The organism is Bariatricus massiliensis (assembly GCF_900086725.1).
Taxonomy (GTDB): domain Bacteria; phylum Bacillota; class Clostridia; order Lachnospirales; family Lachnospiraceae; genus Allocoprococcus; species Allocoprococcus massiliensis.
Window position 1 is genome coordinate 304494 of record NZ_LT574838.1, and the last position, 14638, is coordinate 319131.

General features: G+C 41.8%; 15 protein-coding genes and 1 other annotated feature (1 of these 16 running past the window's edge). Of the genes, 3 read left to right on the forward strand and 12 right to left on the reverse strand.

Annotated features, from left to right (window positions below):
* Positions 1 to 175: 175 nt before the first annotated feature.
* Entirely contained in the window at positions 176 to 931 is a 756-nt protein-coding gene (locus BN6465_RS13090) for a sulfite exporter TauE/SafE family protein (RefSeq protein ID WP_264466706.1), read from the forward strand.
* On the opposite strand, the gene BN6465_RS13095 is transcribed toward BN6465_RS13090, so the two are convergent.
* The 4 genes from BN6465_RS13095 to BN6465_RS13110 all read right to left on the reverse strand — a co-directional run bounded on the left by BN6465_RS13095 (position 915) and on the right by BN6465_RS13110 (position 3580).
* Entirely contained in the window at positions 915 to 1823 is a 909-nt protein-coding gene (locus tag BN6465_RS13095; RefSeq protein ID WP_066735994.1) for a DMT family transporter, read from the reverse strand. The genes BN6465_RS13090 and BN6465_RS13095 overlap by 17 nt on opposite strands.
* A gap of 170 nt (positions 1824 to 1993) precedes the next feature.
* Positions 1994 to 2194, reverse strand: coding sequence for a cold-shock protein (locus tag BN6465_RS13100; RefSeq protein WP_066735996.1), 201 nt, complete (start codon positions 2192 to 2194; stop codon positions 1994 to 1996).
* Between the two features lie 209 nt (positions 2195 to 2403).
* Complete coding sequence (locus tag BN6465_RS13105; RefSeq protein ID WP_066735997.1) at positions 2404 to 2859, reverse strand: YaiI/YqxD family protein; 456 nt, start codon at positions 2857 to 2859, stop codon at positions 2404 to 2406.
* Positions 2860 to 2887: 28 nt separating this feature from the next.
* On the reverse strand, positions 2888 to 3580 hold the full coding sequence (locus BN6465_RS13110) for a class I SAM-dependent methyltransferase (protein WP_066735998.1): 693 nt from the start codon (positions 3578 to 3580) through the stop codon (positions 2888 to 2890).
* Between the two features lie 220 nt (positions 3581 to 3800).
* Between BN6465_RS13110 and BN6465_RS13115 the strand changes: the two genes are divergently transcribed.
* Positions 3801 to 4127, forward strand: a complete 327-nt coding sequence (locus BN6465_RS13115; RefSeq protein WP_066736000.1) for a sporulation initiation factor Spo0A C-terminal domain-containing protein — start codon at positions 3801 to 3803, stop codon at positions 4125 to 4127.
* A 48-nt stretch (positions 4128 to 4175) separates the two neighbouring features.
* On the opposite strand, the gene BN6465_RS13120 is transcribed toward BN6465_RS13115, so the two are convergent.
* The 4 genes from BN6465_RS13120 to BN6465_RS13135 form a co-directional block, all read right to left on the reverse strand.
* Positions 4176 to 6635: an ATP-binding cassette domain-containing protein gene (locus BN6465_RS13120; RefSeq protein ID WP_066736002.1), complete on the reverse strand. Its 2460-nt coding sequence runs from the start codon at positions 6633 to 6635 to the stop codon at positions 4176 to 4178.
* A 14-nt stretch (positions 6636 to 6649) separates the two neighbouring features.
* Entirely contained in the window at positions 6650 to 7297 is a 648-nt protein-coding gene (locus tag BN6465_RS13125) for a GNAT family N-acetyltransferase (RefSeq protein WP_066736004.1), read from the reverse strand.
* 49 nt (positions 7298 to 7346) lie between these two features.
* Complete coding sequence (locus BN6465_RS13130) at positions 7347 to 7694, reverse strand: transporter (protein ID WP_066736009.1); 348 nt, start codon at positions 7692 to 7694, stop codon at positions 7347 to 7349.
* Positions 7695 to 7757: 63 nt separating this feature from the next.
* Positions 7758 to 8618 (reverse strand): LysR family transcriptional regulator, encoded by an 861-nt coding sequence (locus BN6465_RS13135; RefSeq protein WP_066736014.1) that lies wholly within the window; start codon positions 8616 to 8618, stop codon positions 7758 to 7760.
* A 312-nt stretch (positions 8619 to 8930) separates the two neighbouring features.
* Here BN6465_RS13135 and BN6465_RS13140 point away from each other — a divergent pair, with 312 nt between their 5' ends.
* The gene (locus BN6465_RS13140) at positions 8931 to 9260 is read left to right on the forward strand and encodes a hypothetical protein (protein WP_066736015.1); all 330 of its coding nucleotides are present in this window, start codon (positions 8931 to 8933) and stop codon (positions 9258 to 9260) included.
* 47 nt (positions 9261 to 9307) lie between these two features.
* Here BN6465_RS13140 and BN6465_RS13145 read toward each other — a convergent pair whose 3' ends face one another.
* The 4 genes from BN6465_RS13145 to leuS all read right to left on the reverse strand — a co-directional run bounded on the left by BN6465_RS13145 (position 9308) and on the right by leuS (position 14365).
* Entirely contained in the window at positions 9308 to 9928 is a 621-nt protein-coding gene (locus tag BN6465_RS13145; RefSeq protein ID WP_066736017.1) for a hypothetical protein, read from the reverse strand.
* A gap of 108 nt (positions 9929 to 10036) precedes the next feature.
* The gene (locus BN6465_RS13150; RefSeq protein ID WP_066736019.1) at positions 10037 to 11170 is read right to left on the reverse strand and encodes a YcjF family protein; all 1134 of its coding nucleotides are present in this window, start codon (positions 11168 to 11170) and stop codon (positions 10037 to 10039) included.
* Positions 11160 to 11354 (reverse strand): hypothetical protein, encoded by a 195-nt coding sequence (locus BN6465_RS13155; RefSeq protein ID WP_066736025.1) that lies wholly within the window; start codon positions 11352 to 11354, stop codon positions 11160 to 11162. The genes BN6465_RS13150 and BN6465_RS13155 overlap by 11 nt, the downstream gene beginning before the upstream one ends.
* 584 nt (positions 11355 to 11938) lie before the next feature.
* Positions 11939 to 14365: a leucine--tRNA ligase gene (gene leuS / locus BN6465_RS13160; protein ID WP_066736027.1), complete on the reverse strand. Its 2427-nt coding sequence runs from the start codon at positions 14363 to 14365 to the stop codon at positions 11939 to 11941.
* A gap of 53 nt (positions 14366 to 14418) precedes the next feature.
* Positions 14419 to 14638: a binding site (T-box leader), on the reverse strand (it continues 27 nt past the right edge of the window).

The window sequence follows — 14638 nt, forward strand, 5'->3', positions numbered from 1 at the left end:
TTCTAATCACTGTGTTATTAATACCATGTATATTATACATGATACCCTGCAGAAGTTCAATTACGTTTTGTCCCCATTGACATTTTAATCTATTATGTTATAATAAAAACCGTTCTATTTATAACATATTTCCACAAAAAATACATGCAGGAGGTGCACTGTGCTTTATAAATTTATGATATGTTTTGTCGCCGGAATCGGCGCAGGACTGGGAACAGGATTCGCGGGTATGAGCGCGGCGGCGGTCATCAGTCCTATGTTGATTACTTTTCTAGGAATGGAACCTTATATGGCGGTTGGTATCGCGCTGGCCAGCGATGTCCTTGCCAGCGCCATATCTGCCTACACCTATGGGAAAAACAAAAATCTCGATATTCGGAACGGTATCGTGATGATGATTTCCGTCCTTTGTTTTACGCTTGTAGGAAGCTACATATCCAGTTTCGTGCCAAGTACCGCTATGGGCGGGTTCTCAACTTTCATGACACTGCTGCTCGGCATCAAATTTATTGTACGTCCCGTCATGACTACGAAGGCAAAAATGGAAGCCGTTGAGACGAAAAAGCGCGTCATTCAATCCATACTTTGCGGCTCTGTGGTCGGGTTCATCTGTGGTTTTATCGGGGCCGGCGGCGGTATGATGATGCTCCTGCTGCTCACGAGTATCTTAGGATACGAATTAAAGACGGCCGTGGGAACCAGCGTATTCATCATGACCTTTACTGCATTTACCGGGGCCGCCAGCCATTTTGCCATAGGTGGCGCACCTGACTGGACAAGCTTTTTATTCTGCATACTCAGCACACTGCTCTGGGCCAGAATCGCTGCTAAATTTGCCAATAAAGCTTCCGCAAAAGTTCTCAACCGGGCTACCGGCATTGTCCTGACCGTATTGGGCGCGGCCATAATCGCCGTTAATTATCTGCCTTAAAGTCTTTCGTATTCTTCGGCCTGTACTCCGAAAGAAAGAGGCCTGCCATGGTAAGTATTGTCCCAGCCGCTGCCATCGCCGTTATTTTCTCATGCAGAATCAGCGCCGATGTAACGATTGTTATGACCGGCACCAAATAAATGTACACGCTTGTCTTCACCGCCCCCAGCACCTTGACCGCAAAGTTCCATGTCACAAAGCAGAGCGCAGACGCCCCTATACCTAGGAAAATGATATTTCCTGTGTACAGCGGATTTGCAAAGCGTCCTAAGTCAAGGTGAAACTCAAAGAATAGTAAAGCCGGAAGCATAAATAAAATGCCATAGGCAAATGTCCTGCGGGTCGTCTGTATTGTGTGGTATCCATAACTGCTTATTTTTCTTGTAAGTACAGAATAGCATGCCCAGACGAAAGCGGCCACAAGCGCCAAGATATCGCCCAGTGGGTTCAGCTCAAGCCGTGAACCATTGAAGCTGATCAGGCATATGCCAATCATGGCAGCAGCGAAACCGGCAAAAAAATTGGCCTTCAGCTTTTCCTCTTCCTTCATGAATAATCTGGTCAAGATCGCTGTAAAAAAAGGAGCCACCGATATAATGACACCCACATTGGATGCCAGCGTACAAGTCAAGGCTATATTTTCCAGAAGATAATACATACATATCCCACACAGGCCGGCCAGCATAAATATGCCTTCCTGTCTTTTGTCCTTTAACTTAAGCCGATGAGGATATACTAAAATCAACACTACAAATCCCATAATAAATCTGAAAAACAGAATCTCCACCGGCTGAAAAGAAACCAGCAGTACTTTTGTAGATATGAATGTAGTCCCCCACACTAGAATTGTCAGCAAGGCCGCCATATGGCCTTTCATATTATTTTGTCCCATCCGTCTTATCCCTCCTGTCAATACCCTTATCATACTATATTAGAATTTAAAAGGCTTGTAAAATATCGTCTTATCATGGCTCTACTTAAAATAAATGTCCGGACAGCAAAAGAGAGAGAATCCTCAGCAGGATTCCCTCTCTGTCTCGTTTGTCTAATTTATCAGTATGATTACTGAACCATTACATTAACAGCCTGAGGACCACGGTTTCCTTCAGTTGTGTCAAATGTAACTTTCTGTCCATCTTCTAAGCTCTTGTATCCTTCTGCAGCGATTCCTGAAAAATGTACGAATACGTCTTCTCCTGTGCTGTCATCAGTGATAAATCCAAATCCTTTTGTGCTGTTAAACCATTTTACTGTACCTGTCATTGTTGGTACCTCCTAAATATAATATTTTGTATCTTAACTCGAAAAAAAAATCACATATTTTTGTAAGGCATGAAAACTTCGTGACTTACAAAAATATGTGAAATCAAAATCCTACCTAAAATACTTCTTGATTATAGCATGGATTTATATGGTCGTCAAGAGATTTTATTAAAGATTTTGTTGAAAATTTTCAGAATCATTTCTTTATATTATCCTTCTCCCTGCTTCGCCAGTTGCACCATCTTCAAAAAAGCCTCCTCAAACCTCCGATTATCCTCTTCCGTACGTCTTTTCGGTCCTTTTATGTGGTTTTTCGCTGAAGCCCTTCTGGCCGATTTCGCGATATGCCTCTCCATCAGCATCTGTTCTATATTATCATCGGTATACCATTTACCTGACTGGTGGATTGCGTAAGCGCTCTTGCCAAGCGCCATCGCAGCCACACCGTAATCCTGTGTCACGACAATATCCCCAGCCCTGCACAGATTAATCAGCGCAAAATCTACAGCGTCCGCCCCAGCTCCTATCACTTTCACCTCACTGTAGGCCGACGAAAGTACATGATTCGTATCACACAACAGCATTACCGGGACATCCTCCCGCGCGGCAACCTTCTCGACGATCTTGACAACCGGACATGCGTCCGCATCTACATAAATTTTCATAATTTCTTCCCCTAATACTAAGCTATTTTTATACACGACGAAACTCTAAAAATAAGAAAAGCGGAATTTCCTTATTTTTTTCTACCCCGTCATACGATTCCGGCTCTAATAGCTCTGTCAACGCAAATCCACTTTGCAGGGCTGCATTGATATATCTGCTGACAGGTCTATGAAAATGACTGGTGACTCCCCAAAATTCATTATCAAAGCTGTATTCAGATAAATATTTTTGTATGATTTTGGCTTTACAGTAACCCGACTCATCTCTCAGCCAGTCTCCATCATAAAAAGCCGGATGGACAATTGACATATAAAAGATACCATTCGTTTTTATGATTCTAGATATCTCTGTTAAGATTTCCTCGAGTCTCTCGATATCCATCAAAACTTGATTACAGAATACAATATCAAATTGTCCCTCCTTATATGGCAGCGATTTTTCGATATCCACCAATTCAAATTTACAGTGAGGATATTTTTCCTGCGCAATATGGAGCATTTTTGCTGAACCGTCACATCCTATGACATCAGCTCCTTCTTTCCAAAAAAAATCCGTATAATTACCATAGCCGCATCCTAAGTCTAACACTGTTTTCTTACCTATATTTTTAAAACGCTTGAACACTATCTCTTTATTTATCTTTGTTAAACTAGATACTTCCTGTGAATGGGCATAAACTAATGCCGCATCATCCCATTGCCCTATTACAGTATTAGACATAATATTTTCCTCCTCACAATGCCAGCCTTCCTAATTTTTTCCATAATGTTACATTTCAAAATGCTATTATTTTATTATATCATGTATAAGAGCCATTGAACAAGCACTATATATGTGATGGAAAATTATAAAAAAAATACGAACAACCTCGTTTTTGCCATGCTACGACAAATTCCACCTTATCATAGTGAGTACATTGAAAATCTGGGAGGAATAGCTAATGGAAAGAGTCACAAAAGAAATACTTTATGCAGTGGGAATTACGCCTCGTTATAAAGGGCACTGGTATATAGAATATTCGATGCATATTCTTAAACATGATGAAGAACTACTCTATAAAATCGCAGCATCTCTATATTCCAAAGTGGCTGCTCATTACGATGTTTCCATATACAGTGTTGAATATGATATTCGGACAGCTATCATCGTGGCATGGAAAACAAATCGTAATTTACTTGAAGAAATCTGCAAAGTCAAACTTTACAAACCACCTACAAACAAAGAATTTCTAGAAAACTTACTGTCTTATCTAAGAAAGTATATATAATAGCTGAGAGCAGGAGAAGTATGCTCCTGCTCTTTTTCATATCTGTATTTACATTTCTTTGCCCATCTTAGATTTTGAAGATACCAGCCTTCCTTTCCGCGTTCCCGGTCTCCCGGCGAACACGACGCTTCCGCCCTTGTCTCCGCCTTTCGGCCCTAACTCAATGACCCAATCGCAATTTCTTATAATTTGTTGGTTATGCTCTACTACAACCACGGTATTCCCTGCGTCTGTCAGACGATTCAGGAGAATCATAAAATGTTCAATATCCTTGGGATGCAGCCCAATTGTAGGTTCATCCAGAAGATAGAGGTTATGCTTTCCTGCCGCTCTTCCTATCAGTTCCCCGGCGAGCTTGAGGCGCTGCCCCTCTCCCCCGGATAGTGTCGTCACTGACTGTCCAAGTTCCAGATACCCAAGCCCTACATCTTGTAAGAGTTCCAAAATATTTATAATCTTTACATGGCCGTCAAACACCTGCACTGCCTCATCTACAGAAAGCTTCAACACATCCTTAATAGAAAGGCCTTGATATTTGACGGACAGTACTGTATCGTTGAACTGATTGCCTCCACAAACCGGACATACAATTTCCGTATTGGCAAAGAACAGCATATTACTGTCCACATACCCCAATCCTTGACAATGTTCACACCTTCCCCCCTGTGTGTTAAAGGAAAAATGCTTTGCTGACAGCCCTGCCGCTTTTGCCGCTTCCAATCCTGCAAAAAGCGTCCTGATTTCTGAATAGACAGCAGAATATGTCGCCACATTGGAGCGCTTCATTCTCGTGATCGCCGACTGTTCAATCTCTATCACTCCGTCAAATTTGTCAAGTCCGGACACCCGGTTGGAATCCCGTTCACGATTTCCCTTTGCTAGCACCTCGAATACCAGCGTCGATTTGCCGGAACCTGACGGTCCGGTGACCGCCGTCATACATCCGGCCGGTATATCCACCGAAATGTTTTTAAGATTATATTTGTCTGCATTCTCGATATGAAGTGCAATCTTCGACGCATCTCGAAATATCTTTTTCCCCGGATGAGGCATACTTAAATAGTTTCCTGTCACAGATTCTTTCGTACTTTTAATTGTCTCCAGTGTCCCGGCGGCAATTACCTGTCCGCCATATTTCCCGGCTCCCGGCCCGATGTCCACGATATAATCCGCGGCGGCCATAATATCCTCGTCATGTTCAATGACAAGAACTGTATTTCCCTTATCCCTCAAAGTTTTTAATATGCTCACAAGGCCCGCATTATCTTTTGGATGCAGTCCCACCGTAGGTTCGTCCAAAATATAGATGATTCCTGACAAATCTGAATCTAAGACAGCCGCAAGCCGCATGCGCTGCAGTTCCCCGCCCGACAAGGTAATAACCTGCCTGTCCAATGTCAGGTACCCCAGCCCTACATTCAAAAAACGATTCAGCTTCGTGCGTATGTCAAGAAGGTAAGCATTTACAAGCTCCTCATGTTCCCTGCTAAGCGTCCCCTCCAGCTCATCCAGCCATTGGACAAGCTTATCCAGAGAATAAAAGGAAAGCTGAGGCAGGCGTATTCCGTTCACCGTGATCCGTCTGCTCTGTTCGCAGAGCCGCTCTCCCCTGCACTGCGGACACTCCACATTTTCAAAGAATTTATCCAGCTGTATTGTATCACCATTTTTGTCCGCGAACCTCCGCCACAAAATAGGGAATACACCCTCGAACTTTCCTTCCGCTATCGTTCTTGGCGGTTTGCATTCATGAAACTCCCGCCTGAGCTCATCACATAAGACCCCATTGTACAAAACAGCCTTCTGGATATCGCTGAATTCCCTAATGGGGATGTCTGCCGGAACAGGAATTCCATAATAGCGGTAAGCTTTATATAAAATAGAAATCTGATATTCCCCATAGCGCTTTTCCCAGCACCTAATCCCGCCTTCTTCCAGAGACAACGCTTCATTCACTGCCGCATCTCTCTTGATAATATGAATACTGCCCAGACCTTCACACGCCGGACAAGCCCCTTCTTTTGTATTGAAAGAATACTGAGTCCTTGTTATCTTATCCATCCGCTGTCCGCACTTACAGCAATACATATATACATGAAAATCATTCCCTTTTTTCTCTGTCTCTTCCAGACAGTCTGCTGCCGATATCAATTCCCCGCAGCAGGGGCAATTTCTTATCCCCAGCTTCTCATATACCATGCGCAGATCTGTATAGATATCTGTCATCGTACCTACTGTGGAGCGCGGATTTTTATTGTTGTCCGTCTGTGAAATTAAAATAGCCGGTGAAGCTCCTTTTATACGCTCCACCTTTGGCTTGTGAATCCCCTGCATCGACATGGCCTCCAGATACTGCCGCTGGCACTCGTTAAAGAGCACATCCAGCAGAAGCGTAGTTTTCCCTGAACCTGAAAGTCCTGTGAACACAACCAGCTTATTTTTCGGAATCTCCAGCGACACGTCTTTTAAGTTACCTTCGTTAGCCCTGATTATCTCTATGTTAGTCATCCCTGCCCCTGCTCCTATGTTCTCGGCCGATTCATATTCACGAGCTGATTGAATCTAGCCTGCGTAGGAAGTCCCGTAATCTTTTCCTTCGGCGGAAATGTCTTATCAAATTCCTCGGCAGGCCTTTGGTCAATATTGTATATCTCATCCTCGAAAAATCTTCCGCTGCAGCCGTCCAGCGCTCCGGCTTCCAGCTCACATGCAAGAAGCGCGGCGGCATAAGTGTCCCATGACGTCCCTATCGAAAAATTTTCCGCCGGAACAAATCCTGCTCTTTTATAGTACTCAGGGTCTCCCGTAATCAGGATAGCCTTATACCCCAGCTCTTTTGCCTTTGCTTTGGTATATTCTATCAGCTTTCTCCCTACTCCCCTGCCTTGAAATTCCGGAAGTACAGCAAGAGGGCCAAAGCACAGCACTTCTCTCTTAGTTCCGTCATCACCTAAAACAAATGCCTTGGTATACATAATATTACCTACAATCTTGTCATTATGAAGAGCTACGATATCCAGCTCCTTAACAAATGCCTGTGAATCTCTCATAATGTGTACCAAATAATGTTCAAAACATCCGGGACCAAAGTGGTTCCAAAACGCTTCTCTGGTCAGCTCTTCCACGGTCCTATAATCCTCTGTCTTCTCTTGTCTTAATTCTATTTCCATAGACTCCAGCCTCCTCTGCCAAATACTTTTTACTCATTGTATCATACAACTACTTCTTTTCGTCCTTTCGCCTTAAAAATTCAACAAACGCAAAGATAATCGATATGACAGTCAAAACGGACACAATAAGTTCCGCCATATTGTTGGCGTAATCAGCCTGCGCCGGATTGGCAATACCAAGTATAAGAAAATAGACACACCAGACAACCCCCAAAGCAAGCAGTAAAAAAGTAAGGTACTTAAGCACTCCCGCCGCCGCATTTACAAATTTTTTAGTCGCATTGATCCGTGCTTCTGAATATACTTTCCTGCCAAAGATAAGTCTGATTCCTCCCACTATAAAACCCGCAATGACACCAATCGTAAGCCCAATACATATATGATAAAATTCTCTCATCCGTTTACACACCTTTCATTTTGCAATCCACATTGACATGTCTATACATCTTCGCTTGTCTTTTTATATTTCCTTCTGCTTATGAATCAGCTCTATAAAGCGTTCCACCTGAGGAAGCTGCGCTGCGCCCCGCTGACAGAAAATATAGGTATGGCGGATAAACGGTTCTCCGTTTTTAAAAAATAACTGCTTTTTGATTCCATCGAAATCCTCCAATGCGATCTCCGGCAGAATCGCCCAGCCGATTCCCGTCTGCACTAATTCCCGGCAAGTCGTAATATTGTCTACGCATATATTAGAAGAGTGCGTATCCAGATTCGCCTCCCTTAACCACTTCATCATCTGACCGACAAGCAGAGGATCTGTTTTCCTGTTTATGTACATATAGTCAGATAACGGTTTATCTTGATTTTCCCTGCTGCACACGCTGTAGACCTTCTCTTCCGATATCATATATTTTATCCCTTCCCACGGATATTCTCCCCGGATAATCGCAATATCCAAGCTTCCGTCCAGCATTTGCTGGTACAGCTGCCCACTCTGCTCCGAACTGATTTGAAGGTTCACTTTAGGGTAGGCTTTATGATAGTCTGAAATCTCCTTGGCAAGGCGGTAAGTCCCATAACTGATAGAATATCCGGCCTTTAAAGTTCCGCTGATCTCCCCCTCAATCCACTCTAATTTCTGCTTCACTTTATCAAGTTCTAAAATAGAATTTTGACAAAACTCCAAGACCTTTTCTCCGGCAGGCGTAAAAGTCACCCCCTGATAAGAACGAATTAAAAGCTTCTTTCCAAATTCCTGCTCAATCATCTTAATCCTTTTAGAAAGAGCGGACTGCGTCATAAATAGTATCTCTGAAGCATGCGTGATATTTTTAGTCTCCCCCAGCACTTTTAATATCATATAATCTTTCTCATTCACGGTCATCCCTCCCTTAACCTCATTGCCTTTCATGCACGTATACGCAATTATTATACCACAAACGCAGAAAAGGAAGCGGCGCTTTGCGCCATTTACTTTTCAAGTCGTGGCTTGCCGGTATAATAGCCGCTTAAGCGGCAAAAGGCAATGCAATTGCCTTTTATTGCACGTATGTGCAATTATTATACCATACAATCATGACTAATAGGAATGTTTTTATATTCCAAACCTGCATTTCCGTTCATAGCCAATTTGTGGTAAAGTAAAATTAACAAAAGAAATTATTTTTCAAATAAAAGTGAGGCGTTCATTATGAAAAAAAATATAGAAAATGCGACTTGGTTCAGAAAATGGAATACCATATTTTTTACAGTGTTTCTCATTATCTTTCTCATCCCATGCATCCATTTTGAGCTATCCGGAGCAATGACGGGAACAGGCCGGCTTATTCTGGGTGGAATGATTCTTTTACTTATCTTTGGATGGATTCGCTCCATAGTTCTGCTCAAGGCAGTACTCTCTGCGAACCGTTTGGAAAAGGAGACATTATCCAAGGAAGCTTTTGGAAGTACAAATCGTGAGTTATTCTCTAAAGCTTCTTACTTTAGAAATGTAAAACCGACACAAGTTTCCAAAAAGTAAACAAATTCTACATATGAGACCAATGGCGTAAGTAATGTTTCCATCACTTACGCCATTGGTTTTATTTGTTCTTCTTTTTTGTCAAATATCAAAGGTTCAATTTCTGCTATAAAATTCTCCATAACTTTATTATTTTTTCCCGAGCCATCTTTATGCCATTTAAAATGCCAATAATGATTTTGTATAGCCCTCTGCAGTTCCCGTAATGGTTTATATATGGAATTGTAAATATATTTAAACTTCTCTTTTCCGAAATCAAATATTAAATCTATATCTCCAAGACATGAATCCCATTCTATTTTATCATTCTCTACATATTCCAATAAAAAATCAATTTTTTCCTCTAAAGACATGTTTAGTTGATATTGATTTATTTGTTTCAGAATTTTGTTTGTATAATAATAAAATTTTTCAATAGCCCTTTTACATTCTACTCTATATCCAACTATTGAAGATATTAAGGTTAGTAATGAGCTACCGAATATTCCAAGCGCAATATTACACCCAAAATCTGCTTCCTTTGAAACACATAGATAATGCAACGCTAAGCACTCTAAAAATGATACTAAAGTAATTGTGCCAGTTACCTTAATTGTTCTTTTATATATTCCCAGCTTGCACTCCTCACAAAATTCTTTTCCTATTGGCTTAAGCAGTTTTCCGCACACTCTCTAATCAATCATTTATATGATAATATTATACATAACTCCTATTCTACCAATAACTACATACGATATATCGTTTCTCCCCATAAAATTTCTAGTTGGCTATGTATACTATTTATTAGCTTTTATACGTTCTTTAAATAGCTTTTTCATTTCCTGTTTACCTATATCTGTATTCATTTCCGAACTCTTCAATTCCCCCTTATAAATAGCTTCCATCAATAAAATATATGCTTCACCTAACGCTGTAGTTAGCATTCCTGCTGTTGCTCCAGAAATTGAACCCCCTGCAATAGTACCTGCACCCGGAATTAATTTTAACAGATTTGATACTATTGTTTTCCCTGCAATTGTTGCACCTCCTGCTCCCACAGTCGAAGAAACAAAAGATGTTATAAGACTTTTATTAATATCCAATCCGAAAATAGCAGTTATAGAAGCAATCATAGCGACTTGCGTTGGTATTAATAATGCACAATCCGAAAAAGGAATCGGGGAAAATCCCTCACCAAACGCTGCGGCTGTTGCTGTTACTACTGCGGCTTGTGCATATCGCTTTTTTTCTTCTAAAGAAGCCTTTTGAACATTTTGCAAAGTGTCTTGTAACTCATTTGGTAAAACCTCACTCATCACTTTTATTAGTGTATCCAATCCATACGCTTTCGCAATATATTCATCGTCAATATCATAGTCCATAGCTAAGACTGGAACAACTTGGATGACATCTAAATTCTCATTCAATATCATATCTCTCATTTCTTTAGCCTTTTTCTTAGAGAAGGACTGTGTGAGAACAATAATAATTGGAACTTGTGTAACTTGATTTTCTTTTGTAAAATCTTTCAGCCAATCTATTTCTTCCTGCTCTACACGATTTGACGCTGTATTGATACAATACCAAATACAATGGATAGACTCGTTTACATCTTTAGATACAATCCCCTTCTGAATTACTTCAACAACTTCCTTTTTCACTTCTACTTGAGCATCTTTCCCTAATTCAAATCCCCTTGTATCATAAACATTTAAAGGAAAACCCTTTTTACTAATTTTTCTCATATGCATTGTTACAGGCTTCCCCATTCCTGTTTCAACTAAGTTTTCTCTAAACATGCCATTAATTAATGTGCTTTTTCCCACTCCCGTTTTACCTGCCACAATGATATTAAGCGTTTTTAAATTTTTTATCTTTTCATTTATGGCTTTAATACAATCCTCTGCAATTTTATCAGTATTAATTTCCATTTTCTTGCTCCTTAGTATCTTTTTTTACAATTTCCGGTCCAAGATTTTCAAAATTAATTTTTCTATGACCTTTCTTATAAATTTCTCCTGTTAATTTTTTTAAACATCTTGGTACAATGAATATTCCTACCACTAATATTACTGCACCACTCATAATACACCATATCTTCTTTGTGTTCTGCATTTTCTACCTCCCTAGTATTTTCAAAAACACTATTTTCATCCTCTACTGAAACATCTACTGTTCCTTCTCTCGTATTCGTAATTTTAGCACTTTCATTCTGAGGATATTTTATTTTGTCTCATAATCATTTTTATCAAGGTCTTCACAGTGTACCAGTTTATCACAATCTCCTTCTACATTTGATAATGCTAACATAATTTTCTTCGACATAAAATACTCTCTTCTTCATTAGTTAAAACAGATTTCATTTATATAATGTTAGCATATTTTTCCACTACTGTCATGCATATTTCCAATTGTTCATACATATCCTTCTTTAGGGTTCATTAATTACACATATAAGCCATTTCTAAAGCAAAAATGACGAAGATAGTGTTTCCACTACCTACGTCATTTCTCATTTTACCTTGAAATATTTACTCCATTTTCTTTCGCTTTTTACTCCAATATTACTCCATTTTAAAAATCTGTTGCGATATTTTATGATACCTTTTTCTTGAAGAAAAAGATCTGTAAACCTTGATTTTAAGCAAGCATTTCAATATTTCCAAGCACGATATTCACTTATGAGAATTTCTTCTCAATTATTTCTGCACAATATTAATAATCTTCTTCGGTACATAAATTTCTTTCACTATCGTTCCGGTCAGCTTATCCGCTACCGCTTCTTTTCCGGCCGCTATTGCTTCTTCCTTAGAAGACTCTGCCGGAATCGTTACAACAGCTCTTGTCTTTCCGTTAATCTGCACCGGGATTTCAATCTCGTCATCCTTCATAGCCTCAGCGTCATATTTTGGCCATCCTGCATGGAAGACACTGCCTTTGTTTCCAAGCTCTTCCCAGATTTCTTCTGCCATATGAGGGGCGAACGGTGCTATCAGTATTGCAAGGGTATCCAGTGTATCCCTGTCGACTCCGCCTTCTTTTTTAGCGATAGCTACCAAGGTGTTCGTATGCTCCATAAACGCAGAGATTACTGTATTAAGACTGAAATTTTCCAAACGAGTGGTTATGTCGTATGTCAGCTTATGGCGGACTTTCAGCATTTCCTTGGTCGCTTTGATATCCTTGTCCTTGCTGTCCATAAGCAGATTCCAAAGTTTTTTCAGGAAGCGGTAAACTCCGTCGATACCTCTGTCATCCCACTCCGCATCCAATTCCGGCGGGCCTACGAACAATTCATACATTCTCAGCGAATCGCATCCATAATCCCGTACCAAATCGTCCGGTGACACAACGTTTCCTTTGGACTTGCTCATCTTGATTCCGTTCTTTCCGGTAATCATACCCTGATTGAACAACTTCGTAAATGGTTCGTCAAAGTCCACTACTCCAATATCACAGAGGAATTTTGTATAGAATCTGGAGTACAGCAGATGAAGCACCGCATGCTCCACACCACCGATATACATATCTACCGGAAGCATCGCATCCGCTTTTTCTCTGGAAACCAGTTCTTCGTTATTGTGGCTGTCAACGTAGCGCAGGAAGTACCAGGAGGAACCTGCCCACTGTGGCATGGTGTTGGTCTCGCGCTTCGCCGGTTTTCCGCACACCGGGCAAGTTGTGTTGACCCACTCGTCGATACCTGCCAGCGGAGATTCTCCGGTTCCGGTTGGCTCGTAGGATTCTACTTCCGGCAACGTCAGTGGAAGCTGGTCTTCCGGCACCGGAACAGCGCCGCAGTCCGGACAGTGTACAATCGGAATCGGCTCTCCCCAGTATCTCTGGCGGGAGAATACCCAGTCGCGAAGCTTGAAGTTAACAGTTGCCTTACCGATGCCCTGCTTCTCAATAATGTGAGGCGCCTCTTTTTTCAGAACCGCGCTCTCCATTCCATTCCACTCACCGGAGTTAATCATAGTTCCAGCCGCTTCTGTGTATGCTTCTGTCATATTTTCAATCTCTACTCCGTCTTTTGCAATGACCTGCACGATTGGAATATCGAATTTCTTCGCAAATTCAAAGTCTCGGTCGTCATGAGCCGGAACACACATAATAGCGCCGGTTCCATAATCAGCCAAAACATAGTCTGACAGCCAGATAGGTGTCTTTGCGCCGTTTAACGGGTTCACCGCATAAGAGCCGGTAAATACACCTGTTTTTTCCTTGTCCTGAAGACGGTCTACATTTGACTTCATAGATGCATCGTAGATGTACTTCTCCACAGCCTCTTTTGTCTCCGGTGTGGCAAGCTTTGCAGCCAGCTCATGCTCCGGTGCAAGTACCATAAATGTTGCGCCGTACAGCGTGTCCGGTCTGGTCGTGTAGACTGTAATCTTCTCGTCTCTTCCGTCGACAGGGAAATCCACCTCGGCCCCATAAGATTTGCCAATCCAGTCGCTCTGCATCTTTTTGACCTTCTCCGGCCAGTCCAGCTTGTCAAGATCATTCAGAAGACGGTCTGCGTATTTGGTGATTCTCAACATCCATTGACGCAGGTTTTTCTTTGTGACCTCTGTCCCACACCGCTCGCATTTGCCGTTTACGACCTCTTCATTGGCAAGGCCTGTCTTACAGGAAGGGCACCAATTAATCGGGAATTCCTTCTCGTATGCAAGGCCTTCCTTGAACATCTTTACAAATATCCACTGTGTCCATTTGTAGAAGTTCGGATCTGTTGTATTCACTTCCATATCCCAGTCATATAATGCGGATATCTCGTCAATCTGGCGCTTAATATTCGCCACGTTCTCCGCCGTAGACTTCGCCGGGTGAACGCCCATCTTAATCGCATAGTTCTCAGCCGGAAGCCCGAATGCGTCCCAGCCCATCGGATGAACGATATAATATCCCTGAAGCAGTTTATAGCGGCTCCATACGTCAGAGATAACATACCCTCTCCAGTGGCCAACATGAAGTCCGTTGCCTGACGGATACGGGAACATATCCAGACAATAATACTTCTGCTTTGGATTGCCGTTCTCATCCACTTTAGGATTCACCGGATTCTCTGCCCACTTTGCTTTCCATTTTTTCTCGATTGCCTTATGATTATAAGGTGCAGCCATTGTTTTTTCCTCCGTTTTCTTAAACCTATAAAAAGTCCTCCGCCTCTTAAAAGCTAAGAGACGAAAGACTTTGTTCCGTGGTACCACTCTTCTTCACCGCCGTCCTCTTCTGATTCATATGCAGCAGTGCACTCGTGATTCTATAACGGGAATTCCCGCTCCTGCCTAGATGACGGCATAGCTGCCTCCTTCAGCAGAAGAACTCAAAGGCGAGTTCAGAGATTCCGTCTGCTGCCTCTCACCGCCCGGCAGCTCTCTTGAAAACGTACAGCT